The organism is Varibaculum sp. (assembly GCF_008661855.1).
Lineage (GTDB): Bacteria > Actinomycetota > Actinomycetes > Actinomycetales > Actinomycetaceae > Varibaculum > Varibaculum timonense_A.
Genome location: NZ_RPZY01000028.1, coordinates 1 through 20,517, shown reverse-complemented (window position 1 = coordinate 20,517; position 20,517 = coordinate 1). Strand labels below are relative to the sequence as shown.

Below are 20,517 nucleotides of genomic sequence, written 5' to 3'. Positions count from 1 at the left end.
GGGCGCAACTGTATCGGGAAGGCGCAACTGTATCGGTAGGGCGAAAACGTAACCCTAGGTCGCGGCAAAGCGCAATTATATGGGCGGTGTTATGTCTAAGGCTAGATAGTCAAGTATCAAAAGACGCGATTACTGTTAAACGTGAGGGCTAGGTTTTTCCTCATGTAAGCCCGAGGGTAGGTTTTTCATGATCAGCCTCTACAGCGGGTCTGGCTCGGTAAAAGCACTCCGGGGACCCCGTGACCGGCTTTGCCGGTCAAGCCCCTCTCGTATCTTTTACCGGCCGCGACCCTTGTTATTTTAGGCATACCCAAACCCTTAATCGTAAGGACAACGGCGTTATACTACCTGATCACGCTACATTATGAGCTCTGGTAGAACTTGTCCCCCGGGCAACAAGCTACCGAAACAGTTACTGTACATGCGGATACCTACCGACATTTTTGGCGTAAAACGTGTTTTCGTAAGAAAACCAAGGGACGCTCCGACCGAAACATTGACCATGGTGCCAGTGGGCTGAATTATTCCTCTAGTGCGCAAGCCACCGATTTCCGGAAAACAATGACGGGACTAAAAAGTAAAAATATCCCGCAGCAGATATGCCTAGGCAGCAGCACTTTTACAAGTACGCCTGGGGGAGAAGTTTTATGCGAGCAGGCTAGGTGGGCGTAAAACTCTAAAAAGCCATAGGGCTTTTTAGAGTTTTTGGGCAGGAGGAAAAACCTAGCTCCCGCGTTTGCTGAGCGCGTGGGGGCGGATTTATGCCGAGGGGTAGGCTTCGGGCACTAAATCCGTGAAAATGCCAGAGCATTTTCCGGATTTCGGGGCGCGAGGCAAAATCCGCCCGCACGCGCGGAACTAGGCTTTCCTGAACCGAACGCTGAGGAAGGAACTATTTAAATTCCAGATGTTTGCCGGCGTAATCGGTGCGGATGCGCGCTACCTGCTGCTCGGCGGATTCTAGCTGCTGGACGACTTGCGCGGGCGCAGTTCCTCCCCGACCGGCGCGGGACCGCACTGAACCGGCAGGGCTGAGAACTTCTCGTACTTCAGGGGTTAATAGCGGATCAATAGCGGCGAATTGTTCGTCACTCAAATCCGCGAGCTCTATCCCGTTTTCTTCACATTCGCGCACGCAGGCTCCGGATACTTCATGCGCTTGCCTGAACGGCATTCCTCGCGCCACTAGCCACTCGGCAATATCGGTGGCGAGCGAGAACCCTTGAGGCGCGAGTTCTTCTAGGCGAGTGTAGTCAATCTTCATAGTGGCTATCATGCCGCTGACTGCTGGAAGTAATACCTCTAAAGTATCAACCTGGTCAAAGACTGGTTCTTTATCTTCTTGCAGGTCACGCGCATAGGCAAAAGGTAGACCTTTGAGCACCGCGAGCAGAGCGGTTAAATCCCCTATCATGCGACCGGCTTTGCCACGCGCCAATTCTGCCACGTCCGGATTCTTCTTTTGCGGCATGATTGATGAACCGGTAGAGAACGCATCATCTAAGGTGACATACCCAAACTCTTTGGTATTCCAGATAACGATTTCTTCTGCGATTGAGGAGATATCAACCCCGGTCATGGCACAGATAAACGCAAACTCGGCAACCACATCGCGGGTGGCGGTTCCGTCGATGGAGTTTTCTACTACCCGCTCAAATGCCAGGTCTTCCCCCACTTGCACTGGGTCTAACCCCAGGGTGTTGCCCGCGAGCGCTCCGGAACCGTAGGGGCTGGCGGCGGCGCGCCGGTCCCAATCCTCAAAACGCTGAATGTCTCGCAATAGCGGCCAGACGTGGGCGAGTAACTGGTGGGCTAGCAATACCGGCTGGGCGTGCTGCATATGGGTACGCCCAGGCATCACGGTATCTCCGGCGGCTTTCGCTTGGCTTACAAGAGCCTCGACTACCTCGATGATGCGCTCGGAGAGGGCGCGTGCCTGGTTTCGCAGGTACATGCGAATCAGGGTAGCGATCTGGTCGTTGCGGCTGCGTCCAGCGCGCAGTTTCCCCCCTAAATGCTCGCCAGCCTCCTCTAATAGTCCTCTCTCTAAGGCCGTGTGCACGTCCTCGTCAGCTGGGTCGGGAGTGAAGGCACCGCTTTTAACTTTTTCTTCCAGCCGCCCTAAAGCCGCCAGCATTTGCGATAGTTCCTCGCTGTCTAGCAGACCGGCTCCTGCGAGCGCTCGGGCATGAGCGCGCGAACCGGCTAAATCGTAGAGCGCCAGGCGCCAATCGAAATGGGTGGATACTGAAAGTGCCGCCAAAGCCTGGGAAGGGCCGCCCGAAAAGCGTCCTCCCCAAAGCGATACCTGTTCGCTCATAGTTATTTCTTGCTTTCTTTTTGTTCCCGCGCGGCTGCTAACTGGGTTGATAGCCCATAGATTCCGATAAATCCGCGCGAGAGGGACTGGTCAAAGCTGTCTCCTGAATCGTAGGTCGCCAGGTTGAAGTCATACAAGCCGACCGCAGAGCGCCGCCCATCAACTACTGCCCGCCCGCCGTGCAGAATCATCCGGATATCGCCGGTAACATATTTTTGGGTGTTTTCTACGAAGGCATCTAACGAGCCTTTGAGTGGCGAATACCATTGCCCCTCATAAACTAGCTCTGACCAGCGTTGTTCTACTTGCCGTTTGAAGCGTCCTTGTTCGCGTTCTAGGGTCAGGTTTTCCAGGTTTTGGTGGGCGATAATCAGCGCCACTGCGCCGGGAGCCTCATAGATTTCCCGCGATTTAATCCCTATCAGGCGGTCTTCCACCATATCTAGGCGACCTACCCCTTGGGCTCCTGCCCGGCGGTTCATTTCCTGAATGATTTCCAGGGGAGACATTTTTTGCCCGTCTAAAGCTACCGGCACGCCCTCTTCAAAACTAATAACTACCTGGTCAGGAACGGGAGGATAGGCCGGGTCATCGGTGTAAACATATACGTCTTTAGTGGGCGAGTTCCATAAGTCTTCTAGATATCCGGTTTCTACCGCGCGCCCCCACACGTTCTGGTCGATAGAGAAGGGGTTATGTTTGGTGGTTTCAATCGGGAGTTCGTGTTCTTCCGCATATTTAATCGCCACGTCCCGGGTAAGAGCCAAATCCCGCACCGGGGAGATGCATTTAATCTCCGGGTTTTGGCTGGTGAGCGACACCTCAAAGCGCACTTGGTCGTTCCCTTTTCCGGTGCAGCCGTGAGCTACGGTATCGGCACCAAAGTCTTTCGCTACTTTTACCAGGTGTTTACAGATTAGCGGCCGAGAAAGTGCCGATACCAAGGGGTATTGATCCATATACAGACCGTTGGCTTTGATTGCCGGTAGGCAATATTCTTCGGCGAACTCATCTTTCGCGTCAGCCACATAGGCATCGACTGCCCCGCAGTCCAGCGCGCGCTGGCGGATTACTTCTAGGTCTTCCCCGCCTTGTCCTACGTCTACGGCGCAAGCGATTACTTCTTTGCCGGTTTGTTCTTCAATCCAGCCGATGGCTACCGAAGTGTCTAGCCCGCCCGAATAGGCTAGGACTACCCGTTCTTTACTCATAGTTGTTCTCCTTTTCCTAGGTCTTTTTCTATCTGTTTTAATGTATTTTTCAAAGCGGGAATCAGGGTTAGCGCTTCGGATAACTCAATAATTAGGGGTGGAGCTAGGCGAATAATGTTCGCTGCCGGGGCATTTACGATAAACCCGGCTTTAAATAGCTTTTTTGCCAGATTCGGGGCAATATTTTTTTCGAGGATGAGGCCGCGCAGCAGCCCCTGTCCCCGGGTCGCTTTGATCCCCGGGATTTGGGCATCTTCAATCGCCTGCATCCAGGCGTCCCCAACTTTAGCGGCATGAGACGGCAAATCCAGCTCCTCCATCAGGTTGATGGTGCGCGCTACTACCGCACTTACCAGCGGGTTTCCTCCGAAGGTAGTACCGTGACTTCCTGGTTTGAGGGCGGTGGCGGCGCGTTCGTTCATAGCTACACATGCCCCGACCGGCACTCCCGCACCTAGGCCTTTAGCTAAAGTCACCACGTCCGGAACTATTTCTTTCCCATCATGGCAGATTCCCTGGTGAGCGAGCCATTTTCCGCACCGCGCCATCCCGGTTTGAACTTCGTCAAAAACCAGCAATGCTCCAGCGCGATCTGCCAGCCCGCGCGCGGCTGCTAAAAATTCGGGCGCTAGTGGGATTACTCCCGCTTCTCCTTGCAGGGGTTCTAGAAAAATCGCGGATACGCCCTCGGGGTCTACTGCCTCAATTCCCGCTACCGTGGCTGCTACAAACTCGGTAGGCCCTACGAAGGGAGCAAAGGGTTCGCGGTAGGGAGCTTTATAGGTCAGTGAAAGTGACCCCAGGGTACGTCCGTGAAATGCGCCTTTGAGCGCAATCGCGCGTCCTCCCGGCCGGGCGGCTAACGCCATTTTCAAGGCGGCTTCATTGGCTTCGGTGCCTGAGTTTACGAATAGCACTCGCGCCTGGGAGGTGATTTCTGCCTGTACCTCGCTACCCCACCCTGCGGCGCAGATTCTTTTGACTGCTTGCGCGGCCTCTACCTGCTGAGGGGTAGTGAAAAAGTTAGAGACATGAGTAAAGCGGCTGGCTTGCTCCCCGATAGTCTTCACTATTTCCGGATGGGCATATCCGAGAGCGTTTACCGCGATTCCGCCCAGTAAATCTAGGTATTCTTTACCATCGGCATCCCACACCCGGGTGCCTTGGCCGTGGGTAAAACACGCCTGCGGCTGCCCGAAAACTCCTAAAAGGTTTTCTTGGTAGGCGCTGATCCATTCAGAGTTAGTCATGGCTATCTCCCATCACCATAGTTCCAAATCCGGTATCGGTGAAGATTTCTAGCAGCATCGAGTGCGGCACTCGCCCATCAATAATGGTGGCGCGGGGTACTCCCTGCTCACAGGCTTGGATACAGGCTTGCACTTTGGGGCGCATTCCCGCTTCCAAGGTAGACAGCATTTCGGCGGCTTCGCTTGCCCGAAGCTGTGAAATCCGACTATCCGGGTCTGGCCAGTTGCGATAGAGTCCTTTCACATCGGTGAGGACGATTAGTTTCTTAGCCCCGATGGCGCCCGCTACTGCCGCGGCGGCCAAATCTGCGTTGATATTTAATACCTGCGTGGGGTTGTCTTGGTTTACCGCAATGGAGGAAACCACCGGGATACGCCCCGATTGCAGTAAATCTTCTATCGGCCCGGGATCTACCGCGGTTACTTTACCCACTAGCCCCAGGTCGACGGGTTTTCCGTCTACTGTCACTCCTTGTTTTTGGGCACGTAAAAACGCTCCGTCCTCCCCAGAAATCCCGATTGCCGCGATGGAGGATTCGTTGAGTAACGAAACCAGTTCGCGCTGTACTGTCCCGGTCAGGACCATGCGCACGACTTTCATTACTTCTGGGCTGGTGACCCGCAGACCGGAAATAAAGGGGGCTTCAATCCCCAGGGTTTTCAGCATGGAGTTGATTTGCGGGCCTCCCCCATGCACCACAACCGGTTCAATCCCCCATTCATGCAGGAAACTTACGTCCTGGGCGAAAGCGGCTTTTAGCTCTTCAGATATCATGGCGTTTCCGCCGTATTTAATCACAATCCGCGAGCCGGAGTATTCGCGCAGCCACGGCAAGGTTTCTAGCAGTACTCCGGCTTTGTCCCAGGCTGATAAATTTTTTGTGCTCATGAGGAATAGTCCGCGTTGATGTGAATATATTCGTGGGTAAGGTCGTTGGTCAGTACGCTGGCCTGGGCGTTTCCGGCTCCTAGGCGTACCTCCAGATGCACGTCACGGCTGTCAAAGGGAACGTCCTGCCTATTTCCCCAAGCGGCGCCGTTTTTACAAACTTGCACCCCGTTGAACAGTACCGATACCGCGGTCGGATCGTAGGGGCAAACGCTTTCGGGTACAGTGCCCAGTTCGGACACGATCCTTCCCCAGTTGGGGTCGCAGCCGGCGATTGCGGTTTTTACCAGGTTTGAGCGAGAAATGGTTTTCGCCGCGATTAACGCTCCGGCTTCACTTTCGGCCTCGGTGACTGCTATTTCTACCGTATGCTGCGCACCTTCCGCGTCGTCAGCTAGTTTGCGCGCCAACTGGGCGCAAGTTTCAGTGAGCGCTTCGGTAAAACCGCTGGGAACCGTACCGCTTTCCCCGGAGGCCAGCAAAAGTACAGTGTCGTTGGTGGACATGCAGCCATCGGAATCTAACCGGTTAAAGGTTTTTGCGCAGGCAACTTCCAGTGCCTTTTGGGCAGTTTCGGCATCGAGGAGGGCGTCAGTGGTGATTACACAAAGCATCGTGGCTAGGGCGGGAGCCAGCATTCCTGCCCCTTTCGCCATTCCTCCGATTTGGTAACCTTCCGCCTGCAAGTGAACGGTTTTGGGTTCGTTATCGGTGGTGAGAATCGCCCAGGAGGCATCTGCGCCGCCCTCTTCAGATAGGCTCGCGGCAGCAGTTTCAATCCCGGAGAGCATTTTGTCCATCGGCAGAGGGGTCCCAATCATTCCGGTGGAGCACACTAATACCTCTCGCGGATCTATTTGTAGAGCATCCCCGACTGCCTTGGCGCTGGCGACCGTATCTTTAAGACCGTTTTCCCCGGTGCAGGCGTTGGCGCTGCCAGAGTTCAGCACTACGGCGCGCATACCGGTAGCCCCTTTACTGAGAACTGCCCGCGAGTAGAGTACAGGGGCGGCGGCGAAACGGTTGGAGGTGAATACCCCAGCGGCTACCGGGTTTTCCCCGGTGTTGAGGACGAGGGCTAGGTCTTTGCGTCCTTTGCGGCGCATTCCGGAGGCGATTCCGCAGGCTTTGAATCCGGGTACGCTGGTTACGCCTTGGAGGCTTTTGTCTTTTTTCACGGGGCAACTCCAATCTGGTTGATGCCGGTATATTCGTCTAGTCCGAGGGCGAGGTTGGCTGATTGCACGGCGGCTTGCGCGGTTCCTTTTCCTAGGTTATCCAGGGCGCTGAGGGCGATTATTTTTCCGGACCGCTTATCTAGCGCCACCTGTACCTGCACGTTTGCACTGCCGGTCACTGCTTGGGTTTGTGGCCAAATACCGGGGTCAAGTACCTGTATAAGGTTTTCTTCCCGATAAAAATCCTGGTAGAGGGCGTGTAACTGCTCGGTGGTAGTTTTTTGAGTCGCAGCGGCAGTTACGGTTGCCAGGATTCCCCGCGACATGGGTACTAACACTGGAGTGAGGGTGATTTTATAGTCCTCGGGGTTGTTTCCGCTGCTAACTGCGAAGTTTTGCGCGATTTCGGGAATATGGCGATGGGTTCCGCCTACCGCATAGGGCTGGGCATTGCCGAGGGCTGCGGTGGCTAATAGGTGCGGTTTTAGGGATTTTCCGGCGCCGGAATATCCCACCGCTAAAGTGGCGACAATATCGTTTGGGTCAATCAATCCGGCAGCTACCAGAGGTTGAAAAGCCAAGGTAACAGCAGTTACGTTACATCCGGGAACCGCGATCTGCTGGGTAGTCGCCAGCTGTTCGCGCTGTGAAGGCCCGCAAGCACGCTGAAGTTCGGGCATTCCATAGGTCCAGGCCTGGCAATATTCGCCGCCATAGTAACTATCCCAGGCGGCTTTAGAGGTGAGCCGATGGTCGGCTCCGCAATCTACCAACAGGCTTTCTACCCCGGCAGCGCGCAGTTGCGCTGCTATTTTCCCGGATTGTCCATGTGGCAATGCTAGGAAAATCGCGGCGCTTTCTTTTAGCGCCACCGGGTCTACTGCTTTTAATTCTTGCTTGGCTAATTGGGGAACTTGGGGATGAAACTCCCCTAGCTTTTTTCCTGCCGAGGAGGACGCGCATAGCTGCTCAATTTGAAAGCGCGGATGGGCAGCTAGCAGACGCAGAATTTCTCCGCCGGCAAAGCCACTGGCACCGATAATTGAAACTTTCATAGTGCATATTTATATCAACCATTGAATATATATGCATAATTGGGAGAGGTTGATGTGAGTTAAGATACTCACCGCCACTAAGAGAATGCCTCTCCGGCAAACCCGGCGACAAAATAGCTAGACACCTACAGTTTGTCCCCATAAATGCGCGGAAACTTTGAGGCAGAAAAAGCAAAAATCCGCGCCCTGTCGCAAAGCTCAACCAGCTAATCGACAGGGCGCTAAGAAAACCAAGCGCCAAACTATAGCTATTTCTTGATTTCTTTAACCATCTGCCTCGCCCAGTCGCGAATCATTTGCTCGTCACGGAAATCGCCCTCAACCGCTCCCCCAAGACGCGCAACGGTACGCTCGCGCAAAGAAAGCTGCGAGGGATCTAGCCTGCCCGGGAAAGTCACGTAACCTTTAGGTTCAATATTCAAAAGCACCGGCCCAACCCGGGAAGGATCTTGCACTTTATCGTGCGGAACCCCAGATAGCCCCACCGAGAAAGCCCAAATGGGAATATGGCGCAACTGCGACGAAAAACGCCGACAAAAATCCGTAGCTTCATCCATCCATCTAGTCAGATACACCGCTGAACCAATAACCACTGCCCCATAGACATCTAGACTGTAGACCTCTTCCGGATTCTTAAGCTCTACCTCCAAACCGGCATTTTCTAATTCCTCGGCAATAGTTTTGCCAATCTCGCGCGCAGTTCCATGTTTGGACGCAACCGTTACTAAAACCTTCATAGCTCTAGTATGACCATTTTTCTAAAACTTGTCCTGAAAAGACCGAAAAATCTAGTTTTCTCTTAGACTGGAGAACGTGTCACCGATCGGTTCTTCCTCTCGCAGAGCGCCAAAGCTCACCGATCTTACCGTGGTATCCAAATACACCCTCGACCCAGTGGTGCTCTGCCGCGCGGTCGGAATACATCGAATCTCTGAACTGGGCAGAGGAAGCACTCGAGACGTATCCGAACTGTTCGCCCTCCCCAGCCAAGACTTTCATAGCTTTCTATGCAGCAATGAGGGCGGAAAATTCCTAGCTCAGCTGCGTGAAGATTTACAGCGCCCCCTATGCGTCTGGTTAGGGGCGGGCAGTAGCGAAGAAGCCGAACGCCTCTCCCATCTGCTAGGAACTAGCCGAATAATTGACGGAGCCACCTACCCGGAAGGCTTGGAATACCGTAAACGTTTAGTCAGCTCATCTGAAACGCCAACCCAGGCGGAAAATAACAAAAAACGCCCTTGGATACTAGATCCGCGCAACCTGATGGGCGCAATCATTGACCAGTGGGAAGATTTAAGCGAAAACGCCAGGCAGAGGGTGCGGCAAGCACTGCTCGGAATAGATGCAACCCACCTTTCTCCCGAGATTTCCGGCGCCTTAACAGCTTGCGGAATAAAACAAACCCATCGTTCCCGACTGATTAAATGGCTCACCAACCCGAAAGTTCTGGCATACCTGCTGGTAGTTACCTATTCTAGTTTGCGCGTATTGCCAGTAAGCCTCGTAAAAGAGTTCCACGGCTCCCTGCTGGTTCTGTGGACGATGGATATTACCACCGCCATCCCTTACGCCTGGGGGGTGCTGGCTATGTTTACCGCTAAACGCCAGTGGGTGCGGATTGTAGGCACTTTTACCACCGCAGTCACTTTCGCTGCCCCATACGTTTATTTCGCTATGACCGGTCGAGACTATCCGCCCTATGTAATAGTGGTGGTCATCTTATTTATTATTTCCGGTTTCCTAGTGGAAGGTACAAAGTACCTGCGGGAACGCTACCTCCTTAACTTCTTAATAAAGGCACGCTAAACTGAGCGGCGCTGCATACAAAAAGTTGCGCGCGGTGGTGGGGCGCAAGAGACGCTACCTGGCTACTGGCTCTTTTGTGCTCGGCGTTTGGCAGCTTGCGGACCTATAAAGGTACGCACAACCCCGTTACCAATAAAGTAAACTCCGCTAATCCACCACAGCCACCAAACGATTGGATTACGCTCCGGGAAATAGATAGTGAGCCAAATAATGCAAAACAGCCAGACAACTACCGACAAAATGTTTAGCCACCGCAGTCGTTCCACCCGGAAAGGATGACAGAAAGTAAGGGGAGAAAGCGTCAAAACAATAAATAACACCACTATCGTGAGGTTAAACCACCAACTCATATCCACTAAATACAGATACAAAATCACGATATTCCAGGCGGCCGGGAAGCCCACGAAATAGTTATCGGAACTCTTGGCTTTCTTATTGCAGTAACAAAACATTGAGGACGCGCAAACTGCCACCATCAACACCGCAGTCACTATCAAATCAATACCCTTGCCGGGCACGCCAGGAGCAAACGACAGGTTTTGAGACATAAAAATTGCAGGAATAAACGTCCAGGTCAAGTAATCGACAATCAAGTCGAGGGAAGAACCATCAAACCAGGGAACAACCTCTTTAACCCGGTAACGCCGAGCAAAAGTGCCATCAAGACCATCAACAATCAGGCTAATAGCCAGCCATCCCCACATTTGGAGATATTCTTGACGCATCAAAGCCAACATGGCGCAGCACGCCCAAATTACCGCTGACCCGGTAAAAGCATGTACAGCCCAGGCTTTCAGGTGATCAGCGCGAGTGAACTGGGACTTATCCGCACTTGAAGTCTCTTTCATAGTCCCTATTTTGCCCTAGGGTTTCGAATAAGCGAAACCCTGAAAGCTATTGTGGGGCTTTAACCGTACCTCACCTCCCCCAAGATGTTCCTCGGAGCTAAGCTATAAAATAGCTCCATGAGTTCCGCCCCACTAAATGAACTCCTGGACGATTTAGAGGACCAGGATAAGCTGGATGACCCTTTAGAAGTACTCTCCGGTTTCACTACTTGGGCAGCCTCTACCCGCCGGGCACTGTATCCCCATCAAGAACAAGCTGCCACCGAGATTTTTGCGGGCAACCATGTAATTGCCGCCACCCCCACCGGTTCGGGTAAATCAATGATTGCTCTCGCCGCCCACCTGGCGGCACTGGCCAACAATCAGCGCTCTTTCTACACCGCACCGATTAAAGCCTTAGTTTCTGAAAAATTTTTCTCGCTGGTAGACCTATTTGGAGCTCGCAATGTCGGCATGATTACCGGCGATATTTCCTTAAATGCACAGGCTCCAATCATCTGTTGCACCGCTGAAATCCTGGCCAACCAGTCACTTCGCGAGGGCAGCGAACTAGATGCGGGAACGGTAGTCATGGACGAGTTTCATTACTACGCCGACCCTGACCGAGGTTGGGCTTGGCAAGTTCCACTCTTAGAACTGCCACACGTACAGTTTGTCCTCATGTCTGCCACCCTAGGGGATGTAGATTTTTTTGTACGCGATCTAAAAGAGCGTACTAAAAGAGAAGTAGCGCTAATAGACAACGCCAAACGTCCCGTACCTCTAGAAATGTCCTACACCGAAGATGAACTGCAATACCTACTGGAAAGCCTGGTAGAGGCGGGACACTGGCCAATCTACCTGGTACATTTTTCCCAAAATGACGCGGTCAAAACCGCCCAGGGACTAGCCTCCGCTAATCTCGCCCCTCGCAAGCAACGGGAAAAAATCGCCAGCTACCTAAAGGGAGTACATTTTGGCAAGGGGTTCGGACAGACTCTTTCCCGACTGCTACGCCTGGGGGTAGGGGTACATCATGCGGGAATGTTGCCCCGCTACCGCCTCTTAGTCGAACAACTCGCTCAGCGAGGCTTATTGGCAGTAATCTGCGGCACTGACACTTTAGGGGTGGGGATAAATGTTCCTATCCGTACCGTGGTTTTCACCTCCTTGGTAAAGTTTGATGGACACCGCGAGCGGCATCTCTCCGCCCGAGAATTCCATCAGATTGCGGGTCGAGCTGGACGCGCCGGTTTTGACACTATGGGATTTGTTGAAGTGCAGGCTCCTGCCGAAATAATAGAAGCCAAGAAACTTGCCCAAAAGGACGGAAAACGCAAGAGCTCGTCCTCGGCAAAAAGCCAGAAACCGAAAATCTCTTGGGGGCGGGGAACTTTTGAGCGTCTGCAATCTGCCCCACCCGAGCCGTTACGCTCCCATTTTCAAATTGATCATTCAATGGTGCTCAACGTTCTTGCCGGTCAGCGCAACGGCGGGGAACATTTAGCGTGGTTAGCTCGCAATAACCATGACCGCCCGCAGCAGATTAACCCCCATTTGCGCCGCCTAGGACAGGTTTATTCTTCGTTAAAACAGGCGGAAGTGATTAGGCATCTCCCCTCTGACAAGGCAGGGAATCGCGGTCGGGTAGAGCTCACCCAAGAGCTTCCGGAGGACTTTGCTCTTAACCAGCCGCTTTCTCCTTTCGCCCTCGCTGCCCTGGATTTACTGGATTGCGACAGTCCCGATTATGCCCTCGATTTGGTTTCGATTGTGGAATCGGTATTAGAAGATCCCCGCCAGGTGCTTATCGCCCAACAAAAAGCCGAACGTGACCAGGTATATCAGCAGCTCAGAAGGGAAAAGGTTGATTACAATCAACGGCAAGAAATCTTGAATGAAATTAGCTGGCCGCAGCCACTTTCACAGCTAATAGCGGGAGCGTTTCACACTTTCGCGCAGTCTAACCCCTGGGTCTATGGTTTTGCGCCCTCACCAAAATCTGTGGTGCGCTATCTGGTGGAAAATGCGCTAACTTTCACCCAGTTTATTTCCCGTTTTGACCTTTCACGCAGCGAGGGCGTGGTGTTGCGTTATTTAACCGACGCTTACCGCGCTTTGGGGCAGATTGTTCCTCCTCAACGCCGCAGTGAAGAGTTCGAGTTGATATTAGAGTGGCTGGGGAAAACGGTAAGGGGCGTGGATTCTTCCCTGCTTGACGAGTGGGAGTCTTTAGCCAGCGGAAAAAGAACTAGCGACACCCCGATGGACAGTGACGAAGAACCCGCTTTTGGGGTGGGGGATAATATCCCTTTGAGCGCCAATCCTTTTGCACTACGTAAGGCGCTGCGCAACGAAAGTTGGCAGCGCCTTGAGGCAGTTGCTTTTGATGATGTAAACCGTTTGCAAACTGGCGCACTTTTGCGCGCTGACGGTAGCTCCTGGTCTACAGCTGATTATAAAGAGCTGCTTGATGACTATTGGGAACGTTATGACGACCTGGTTTTAGACCAAGAGGCGCGCTCGGCGAGCCACGCGGTGATTAACGAGGGCGAGCAAGCGCGAGAGGTATTGTCGCGTTATCTGGATGCAGACAGCCATTTACTCCGCGGCAGCAATGTTTGGTCTTTATTGCAGGAAGTAGATGATGGCAGCGGTCTTTGGGAATGGCGAATGCTTTTTGCCTTAGATATAGCTAAAACCGATGAAAGTGGGCAGCTTTGTCTGTATCTGGTTGCCTATGGGGATTTATTTTAGGAGACTTCTTCCCATCTTCCTCCCCTAGAGCACTTCAGCACTTGCGATAGGTTTTCTGCAAATAGGCAGCGGGTTTAACTGGATTTGGCGCGCCCTCTAGACTTAAAACTATGGATTTAGAAACCAGTGTCGCAAGGGTAGATGAGCGGATTAGCGCTGCCTGTGAGGCGGCGGGCAGAAATCGCAGCGAAGTTACTTTAGAGCTGGCGGTCAAGACCCGCAGCAGCCAAGAGATTATTGCGGCTGCTAAGCAGCTAGTTAAGCGCGGTCTGCCAGTGGTTCTAGGTCACAACCATGTTCAGGAAGCCCAGGCAACCAACCCGGCAATACGGCAGGTCGATTTTGGCGCTACAGTTCATATGATAGGGCATTTACAGGGCAATAAGATTAGCGCCGCTTTAGAGGTTTGCGACCTGGTTGAAACCGTGGATTCAATTAAAACTGCGCAGCGTTTGGTGCGCCGCCTGGAAGCGAACTATCCGGGGCGCACTTTACCTTGCTTTATTGAAGTGAACTGTTCGCGCGAAGCCGCTAAGGCGGGGGTAAGCCCGGAAAAAGCGGAAGATTTAACCCAGCAGGTCTTAGCTATGGAGCAGCTACGGCTTTGCGGTTTTATGACAATTGGGGCGCTTAGCTTAGATGAATCCCAAATTCGTTCTTCTTTTGAAATCCTGCGTAACCTGCGTGATAAAACCGTAGCTAGCGGAGGACGAGGACAAGATGCCACCGAACTTTCGATGGGAATGTCCCAAGACCTAGAACTAGCAATCGCAGAGGGCGCAACTATTGTACGTATCGGCACCGATATTTTTGGTTCGCGCAACTACCACTAGCAGCTGTACTTTCCTCTTTCAGAAAAAAGCAAGCAGTACCCTGAGCGGACGGTCTAGTTAGTCAGCTACCTAGTTGGCCACCCGACGTGAATCTAGAATCGCCTCCACATCCACCGGTTTGGTTTGGGCGATTAACTGGGCAGTGGTCAGCGATTCTTCAGTGCGGGCTTGGGGACGGCTAGGGCGATAGGGCGAATGCGACCTGCTTGCTAAATGCTGCGATAACAATTCGGAGGCATCTACGTCACGGCGCGCCAGTCGCGGTTTAAGCGCATAAATCGGTTTCGGCATCGGCGTGGGAGTCCAGGCACGCCCAGAGGAAACAGCCGGTAGGCTAGCTGAATCTTGCTTATTTGCCGCGCTATTGCCGGTGTGTGCGCTGTTAGTAACTGCGGAGATTTCGTCAGCTTTTTCAACAGAAACTGATGTCGAAATCGCCTTGGTTTCCAAGGCAGGCTGCGCGTAAAGATTGCTTACTGTTTCTAGCTTACTGGTTGCTATTGAAGTCTCATTAGCGCTGTAAGCTAGCTCTCCAGCAACTTTTGTCGGCAACGTTGATTCTTCTGTCTCAGTTGATTTTGCCGTAGCTGCCTGTGTTTGCGTTTCCTGGCCGGCGGTAAAAATCTCGCGGAACATTGAAGCCCGGCGAGCCGCATCTGCCATTTTAGCTAGGGCTGCGCGTCCTTTGCCCGTTGCAGATAGATTCTCTTTCGCATAGGACTCGCAAGATTGCGTTAGAGCGGTTTCGGTTTTCGCTTGCGCACCCAGCGTTACTTGGTTTTCCTTAACGTCTGCTGCGGCTACCGCCTCGCCTTGGGAGCTAGCTTTAGCTTTTGCCGTGATTTGGGCGAATTTCTTTTCACTTTCGCTCATGCGGTGACCCTTAGCGGGGCGAGCTTCAAGAGAATGAATATATTCAAGGGCGCGCTGATCGTTTTCGCGACCAGCCTTTGCGGCTCGCACCCCTAATCCTAAGGTGGCAGTAATAGTTGCCAACGGGATCAGTACCCACAACCAGGAAAATGAGGAGATAACAAAGGCAGCGGTAACTAGCACCATCGTCACTGCGAACTGTACGGTGAGCAGGGTAAGACGGCGGCGGGCTGCTTGCTCCCTAAGCTGTATTTGCTGCGCGCGTCTTAGTTTGGCGGCATTAAGTTCACTTTGGTCGCGTTGGGTTGGCGCTACTGGTCGCTGCATACTTCCTCCTAAAACCGGGGGGGTTATCCGGTAACCGTCCGGTTTCGTTTGTGTAGGACGAGTATTCAGTACCCGCAATCCCGCACTAAAACGGTCGTCACCATGAGAATTAGCTTGCCGACGTTTGATATCGATTAAGACCGGTAGATATATTCCTCCCAGAATCAACACCAATGCCGGTAAGGCCAATCCGATAAACTCCACATATCAAAAATAGGGTATTTAGAGTCAAGAATCTTGCTCCCTAAAGGCGTGTTGAACAGGCAATGTTATGAAATGTTTAGAAAAACGCAACATTCGTAACAAACACATCAGTAGCCACATTTTTATTTCTGCTTTAATGCTCTATGACGCAGCAACCTATTCTTAAAACCGATTCACCCTAGACCCAAAATGCGGGTTAATACCCAAATACTGAAAACAATCGAAAACTAGAACCCGCCCTCGGCAAAACCGTGAGAGTCTCCAGACAGTCCTCCCCTAAAACGCGCCCTATTAATCAAAAAGGAAACGTAACCGCCCTGTGGAACTTCCTCGGCGGTAGCAGCATAACCCAAATGGTCAGCCCAGTTTCCCGCAATATAATAGAAACCGCGTTTACGCCCTTCAAAACGCAACCCCAACTTTTCAACTACCCGCAAGGAAGCCTTATTTTCGGGACGCACATTTATCTCCACGCGGTGTAAATGAGGAGACCCCAAACATAAATCCAACACCATGGCTACCGCGGCGGTAATCACTCCCCTGCCGCTATATTCCTCACTAACCCAGTAACCCAAATTTCCCGAATGAGACGCACCCAGCGCCACATCCCCGATACTTACCTGCCCCACTAGCTCCTGATCCGCCCAAACACCGAAGGAATAATACATTCCTTTGCGCACCAGTCGAGCGCTACGCCGAATAAAAGCCTCCAACTCCATATCTCGTGCGCGATACCCGTCCGGAGCGTTAGCCTCCCAAGGCGAAAGCCAACGATAATTATCAGCGCGAACCTGCGCCGCCAGACGATGATCACGGGCAGTCATTTCCAGCACTACCAGCCGACCTATTTCAACATTACCCGGCTTGAGCAGCCCCAAAGCGCAAGGGTCATCAATCTGAACACTTAAACGCCCTCGAGACAGAAAAGTTAAACGTTCATACAACAAAACGGCAACCTAATCTAGCACCATACAGTGAAAATAATCCCCCTCGGAAACAGCCGTAACCGCCTCGGGGATAACCGCGAGCGCATTCGCACTCGCCATACTAGACAGTAAAAGATCCTCCGGTTTACCGGTTAGTCTTGCCCGATAACCACTGTCGGGAGCACCCACAATTTTAACGGGAACAAACTGGCGTCTACCTGCGGGAGAACGCCACCCACAATCAACCCTGGCTCGTAAAGAAGGACGATAAAGCTCCTGCCAACCAGCCATATGCCGCAGGCACGGGCGCACGAAAATCTCGTAACAAATTTGGGCAGCTACCGGATTGCCCGGGAGACAAAAAATCGGAGTACCCTCGCCCACTGTTCCATATCCAAGTTGTTTACCAGGGGTCATCGCCACCATATCGAAACGAGCCGTACCTAAAGGAGCTAACACTTCCTTGACTGTATCGCCACTGCCATAGGACAGACCGCCGGTAGTGATAATAATATCTGCCCTAACCAGCTGATCTTCGATAGTTTCCGACAAAGCATTCTGTTCATCAGGAACCGCCGCTACCCGAAAAGTATCGGCTCGCGCATCTGCTACCGCTGAAGAAAGCGCATGTCCATTCGCGTCAAACACCGCACCGGCACGTACCGCTTTGCCCGGTTCAATTAGCTCGTCTCCGATAGATAAAATCACTACTCGAGGACGAGGACGAACCCTCACCCGCAAGCGCCCCACTCCCGCCAGCAGCGCCACCTGCCGAGAACCAATCCGGGTACCGGCACGCAAAATCGTTGTGCCAGCACTTACATCTTGACCGCGGCGTAAAATATTTTTACCTTTCGCCGGGGCAGACAGAATTTGCACCCGTGCCGATCCCTGATCGGTTTCCTCTAACGGAACCACCGTATCTGCCCCCATCGGTAAAGGTGCACCCGATGCAATCCGGACTGCCGCGTTTTCTACCAGGGAGCAGGGCTCGGCATCCCCCGCTTTCACCTCAGCAATTACGTCCAGGTACACTTGACGCATTTTCCCAGCACCACCCACATCTTGGGAACGTACCGCATATCCATCCAAAGTAGCCTGATCAGTAACCGGTAAATCAAAAGGAGCACTCACGTCCTCAGCCAGGACACACCCCACCGCATCAGGCAGCAACACATCCAAAGGATCTAGCGGAGCCACCAGGGCTAGACAAGTATTCAAATGTTCCGCAACAGTACGCATTCGCCCTCCTGAAATCTAGTACTGTACCCAGCGTACCTGCCTTAGCCTTTAGCTTGAGGGCGAAAAGCCGAGCGGTCGCAAAGCAGAATCCGGTTATTATTAAGCTATGGAGGCTAAGAGCACCAAAGCGGATTTGAGAAAAAAGTTCCTCTCTCGCCGCCGCCTATCAGTTTTACCTAGTAAACGCGAACAGGAAGCAGCTACTGTGCGTCAGGCAGCCCAGCCGTTACTGGATTTTTTAAAACCTGGGGACGCAGTTGCCAGTTACCTATCATTTGACACCGAGGTTCCCACATTTTTACTTAATCAAGCGGTTTTAGATGCCGGTATGAAACTATTTGTTCCTTGCAATCTTGCGCAGCCCCGTTGGGGACGGCTAGATCCGGTACAACACACTCAGGCTCTCTATCGCCGACTAAACCCGCACCCGCCTCTAATTTCTCGGGAACTAAAATGCGCTAATCTAGCAGATTTGGGCGTGAAACTTATTTTCCTACCCGCCGTAGCTGTCGATAGAACTGGAACCCGGCTAGGACGCGGTGCCGGTTGGTATGACCAGGCTTTATCGCACTGCGATGTCGATTGTACCCAGCGTCCACACCTAGTTGCACTGGTACATGATTGGGAGGTTTTAACTGCGGGAACGCTTCCCACAGAACCGCATGACCAGCGAGTTGATCAGGTTTTAACTTCCTCAGGTCGCTTACAGCAATTAACCGTGTCCCCACAGGGCGATAACTAACATTTTTACTGCACAAATTATCGCGGATTATCTTATGCGATAACCACCTACCAGTATTTAGCCATGCGAGAGTTTATTTGGCGTTGGCGACGAACGATTAGTCTGGTTTGTGTAATTGCAGTGATAATAACTTTACTGCGCCTGATATTGCCGCAGATAGAGACTAAACCGGTCATAGTCTCCGCAGTAGATATTCCTGCCGGAACCACCATCAGCGCTAATCAGCTGCAGATTAAATCAGTTCCCATAGCCACACTTCCTCCCCAAGCATTCCAGAAAAAAGAGCAGGCTATCGGGCAAAGAACAGCGATTCCCCTAGCGAAAGGAACTACCCTATTTCCAGCGCTTTTTTCATCTTCATCTTTTAGCCGGAAAGCCTATAAAGGACAGGTGATATTGGCTTTACCGCTACGCGAAAGCGATCAAGGACTGGTCGGAGCGGGAGATAAAATCATGTTTTTCCTCTCCGGAACTAGCAGTCTAGACACTAAAACCGATAGCGCTAACCAACAGGAATCGGGGATTAACCGCAAAAATACGACAGCAGAAAGTCCGGAAAATGAATCACCAGAAAATACCAGCGGCATTGAGGTAATCAAGGCGCAAGCATTATCCGTGAGTGAAGCCACTATGTCTCTTACCGGTTCAGGAAAGGTCGCTACCATAGAAGTGGCAGTCAATCCTGCTGATGCTGCTCGGCTGGTGCAAGCCAGCAAAAACGAGCCACTACAATTGGCTCGTACAGGTTAATTTTCAATTAATGAGGAACAATGAGTGAAGAAAAAACCGGTTTCATTGCCGGATTCAAAGATTTTATCTCCCGTGGAAACGCTATCGACCTGGCAGTTGGGGTAGTTATCGGTGCCGCATTTGGAGCCGTAGTTAGCGCCATTGTTGATAAGTTCATTAACCCGCTAATCGCTGGATTAATAGGCAAACCCAACTTTGATAAAGTTCTCGAGTTTCATCTCGGCAGCGCTACCGTACAACCGGGAGCGATAATCACTGCTCTAGTTAATTTCCTCCTGGTTGCTTTGGCTATTTACTGCTGCATCATCGTCCCGATGAACAAGGTGATTAAGGCACGTGAAGCCAAGAAGAAAACTGAAGAAGAGGACGAAAAACCCGAGGTAGACCCCCAGGTCGAGCTACTAACCGAGATTCGCGACCTGCTAAAAACTGAAAAATCCACTTCCCAAAGCAGCTAACCTAGCTGCGCTTCACGCGGGAGGAAAACCTAGGCTCCGCGCCTGTTTTGTGTGACGTTTTCACCCTCCCGGTGCAGTTGCGCCCTCCCGAGAGGGGAATTGTGGTCAATATGGGGGCGGTTTGCCGATATTGGGAGGGTGATTTTGCCTCGGGAGGGCGAAAATGTTCCCCTGGTGACCGTGGTTGCCTGGATATATACCTGGAAGTTGTAGGTGCGGTGAGCATAAGATTTCGGAAAACGCCGCCACGTTTTCCGAATTTCTTGGGCGGGAGGACAAACTTTCCCCGCACGGACAGATTTCAGTCATACAAGGGGCGCGGCCGGTAAAAGATACGAGGGGGCTTGAGCGGCGAAGCCGATCACGGGGCCCCGGAGTGCTTTTACCGAGCCAGCCCCGAACCGAGATACAGACGACCGTAGTTGTCAGAAATGACAGCAATCACGGGGAGCAGTTTTATGTCGAGGGGAAGACACCCTAGCCACCAAGATTCCCTAAAATCGGATACCCGGTAATAAATCTAAAAATCTGCAATTCTTAGGGCACTAAATCCGTGAAAATGCCAAAGCATTTTCCGGATTTCGGGGCGCGAGGCAAAATCCGCCCCCGTGCGCAAACGAGAGCGGGAGGACAAACTTTCCCCCGCGCTCCCCGGTTATCGAACAGGTCGCGTCCGGTAAAAGATTTCCATAAGGCACGTTCGACGCGTGCAGGGGCGGATTTATGCCGAGGGGAAGGCTTCGGGCGTTAAATCCGTGAAAATGCCAAAGCATTTTCCGGATTTCGGGGCGCGAGGCAAACTCCGCCCGTGTGCTCGAACGAGAGCAGCAGGAAAAACTCCCAGCCAGACCCGCTGTGGTACTATTGGT

At 52.5% G+C, this 20,517-nt stretch carries 17 protein-coding genes; 6 read left to right on the top strand and 11 right to left on the bottom strand.

What is annotated here, in order from left to right; all coding sequences use genetic code 11:
• Positions 1 to 892 precede the first annotated feature (892 nt).
• The 7 genes from argH to QZT94_RS03690 form a co-directional block, all read right to left on the bottom strand.
• The gene (gene argH / locus QZT94_RS03720; RefSeq protein ID WP_296760539.1) at positions 893 to 2,320 is read right to left on the bottom strand and encodes an argininosuccinate lyase; all 1,428 of its coding nucleotides are present in this window, start codon (positions 2,318 to 2,320) and stop codon (positions 893 to 895) included.
• A gap of 2 nt (positions 2,321 to 2,322) precedes the next feature.
• Positions 2,323 to 3,531 (bottom strand): argininosuccinate synthase, encoded by a 1,209-nt coding sequence (locus QZT94_RS03715; RefSeq protein ID WP_296760537.1) that lies wholly within the window; start codon positions 3,529 to 3,531, stop codon positions 2,323 to 2,325.
• Entirely contained in the window at positions 3,528 to 4,781 is a 1,254-nt protein-coding gene (locus tag QZT94_RS03710) for an aminotransferase class III-fold pyridoxal phosphate-dependent enzyme (RefSeq protein WP_296760536.1), read from the bottom strand. Before QZT94_RS03710 ends, QZT94_RS03715 begins: the two co-directional genes overlap by 4 nt.
• Positions 4,774 to 5,670 carry an acetylglutamate kinase gene (argB, locus tag QZT94_RS03705; protein ID WP_296760534.1) on the bottom strand — a complete coding sequence of 299 codons (897 nt, stop codon included), beginning with the start codon at positions 5,668 to 5,670 and terminating at the stop codon, positions 4,774 to 4,776. The genes QZT94_RS03710 and argB overlap by 8 nt, the downstream gene beginning before the upstream one ends.
• On the bottom strand, positions 5,667 to 6,848 hold the full coding sequence (gene argJ / locus QZT94_RS03700; protein WP_296760532.1) for a bifunctional glutamate N-acetyltransferase/amino-acid acetyltransferase ArgJ: 1,182 nt from the start codon (positions 6,846 to 6,848) through the stop codon (positions 5,667 to 5,669). The genes argB and argJ overlap by 4 nt, the downstream gene beginning before the upstream one ends.
• Positions 6,845 to 7,903, bottom strand: a complete 1,059-nt coding sequence (gene argC, locus QZT94_RS03695) for an N-acetyl-gamma-glutamyl-phosphate reductase (protein WP_270627047.1) — start codon at positions 7,901 to 7,903, stop codon at positions 6,845 to 6,847. The genes argJ and argC overlap by 4 nt, the downstream gene beginning before the upstream one ends.
• 248 nt (positions 7,904 to 8,151) lie before the next feature.
• A complete protein-coding gene (locus QZT94_RS03690) occupies positions 8,152 to 8,640 on the bottom strand; it encodes a flavodoxin domain-containing protein (protein ID WP_072510178.1) in 489 nt (162 codons plus the stop codon).
• A 76-nt stretch (positions 8,641 to 8,716) separates the two neighbouring features.
• On the opposite strand from QZT94_RS03690, the gene QZT94_RS03685 reads away from it, so the two are divergent.
• Positions 8,717 to 9,709, top strand: a complete 993-nt coding sequence (locus tag QZT94_RS03685; RefSeq protein ID WP_296760529.1) for a hypothetical protein — start codon at positions 8,717 to 8,719, stop codon at positions 9,707 to 9,709.
• 62 nt (positions 9,710 to 9,771) lie between these two features.
• On the opposite strand, the gene QZT94_RS03680 is transcribed toward QZT94_RS03685, so the two are convergent.
• Positions 9,772 to 10,557 carry a CDP-alcohol phosphatidyltransferase family protein gene (locus tag QZT94_RS03680; protein WP_072510180.1) on the bottom strand — a complete coding sequence of 262 codons (786 nt, stop codon included), beginning with the start codon at positions 10,555 to 10,557 and terminating at the stop codon, positions 9,772 to 9,774.
• A 117-nt stretch (positions 10,558 to 10,674) separates the two neighbouring features.
• Between QZT94_RS03680 and QZT94_RS03675 the strand changes: the two genes are divergently transcribed.
• Together QZT94_RS03675 and QZT94_RS03670 are read left to right on the top strand one after the other, a co-directional pair.
• Positions 10,675 to 13,293 carry a DUF3516 domain-containing protein gene (locus QZT94_RS03675; RefSeq protein WP_296760527.1) on the top strand — a complete coding sequence of 873 codons (2,619 nt, stop codon included), beginning with the start codon at positions 10,675 to 10,677 and terminating at the stop codon, positions 13,291 to 13,293.
• Between the two features lie 110 nt (positions 13,294 to 13,403).
• The gene (locus tag QZT94_RS03670; protein WP_296760525.1) at positions 13,404 to 14,126 is read left to right on the top strand and encodes a YggS family pyridoxal phosphate-dependent enzyme; all 723 of its coding nucleotides are present in this window, start codon (positions 13,404 to 13,406) and stop codon (positions 14,124 to 14,126) included.
• Between the two features lie 69 nt (positions 14,127 to 14,195).
• Here QZT94_RS03670 and QZT94_RS03665 read toward each other — a convergent pair whose 3' ends face one another.
• The 3 genes from QZT94_RS03665 to glp form a co-directional block, all read right to left on the bottom strand.
• Entirely contained in the window at positions 14,196 to 15,515 is a 1,320-nt protein-coding gene (locus QZT94_RS03665) for a hypothetical protein (RefSeq protein WP_296760524.1), read from the bottom strand.
• A gap of 242 nt (positions 15,516 to 15,757) precedes the next feature.
• Positions 15,758 to 16,474, bottom strand: a complete 717-nt coding sequence (locus QZT94_RS03660; RefSeq protein WP_296760523.1) for a GNAT family protein — start codon at positions 16,472 to 16,474, stop codon at positions 15,758 to 15,760.
• Positions 16,475 to 16,486: 12 nt separating this feature from the next.
• Entirely contained in the window at positions 16,487 to 17,698 is a 1,212-nt protein-coding gene (gene glp / locus QZT94_RS03655) for a gephyrin-like molybdotransferase Glp (protein WP_296760522.1), read from the bottom strand.
• 133 nt (positions 17,699 to 17,831) lie between these two features.
• Between glp and QZT94_RS03650 the strand changes: the two genes are divergently transcribed.
• The 3 genes from QZT94_RS03650 to mscL all read left to right on the top strand — a co-directional run bounded on the left by QZT94_RS03650 (position 17,832) and on the right by mscL (position 19,648).
• Positions 17,832 to 18,440 (top strand): 5-formyltetrahydrofolate cyclo-ligase, encoded by a 609-nt coding sequence (locus QZT94_RS03650; protein WP_296760520.1) that lies wholly within the window; start codon positions 17,832 to 17,834, stop codon positions 18,438 to 18,440.
• A gap of 63 nt (positions 18,441 to 18,503) precedes the next feature.
• Positions 18,504 to 19,190, top strand: coding sequence for an SAF domain-containing protein (locus QZT94_RS03645; RefSeq protein ID WP_296760519.1), 687 nt, complete (start codon positions 18,504 to 18,506; stop codon positions 19,188 to 19,190).
• Between the two features lie 20 nt (positions 19,191 to 19,210).
• Positions 19,211 to 19,648 carry a large conductance mechanosensitive channel protein MscL gene (gene mscL, locus QZT94_RS03640; RefSeq protein ID WP_296760517.1) on the top strand — a complete coding sequence of 146 codons (438 nt, stop codon included), beginning with the start codon at positions 19,211 to 19,213 and terminating at the stop codon, positions 19,646 to 19,648.
• Positions 19,649 to 20,517 lie beyond the last annotated feature (869 nt).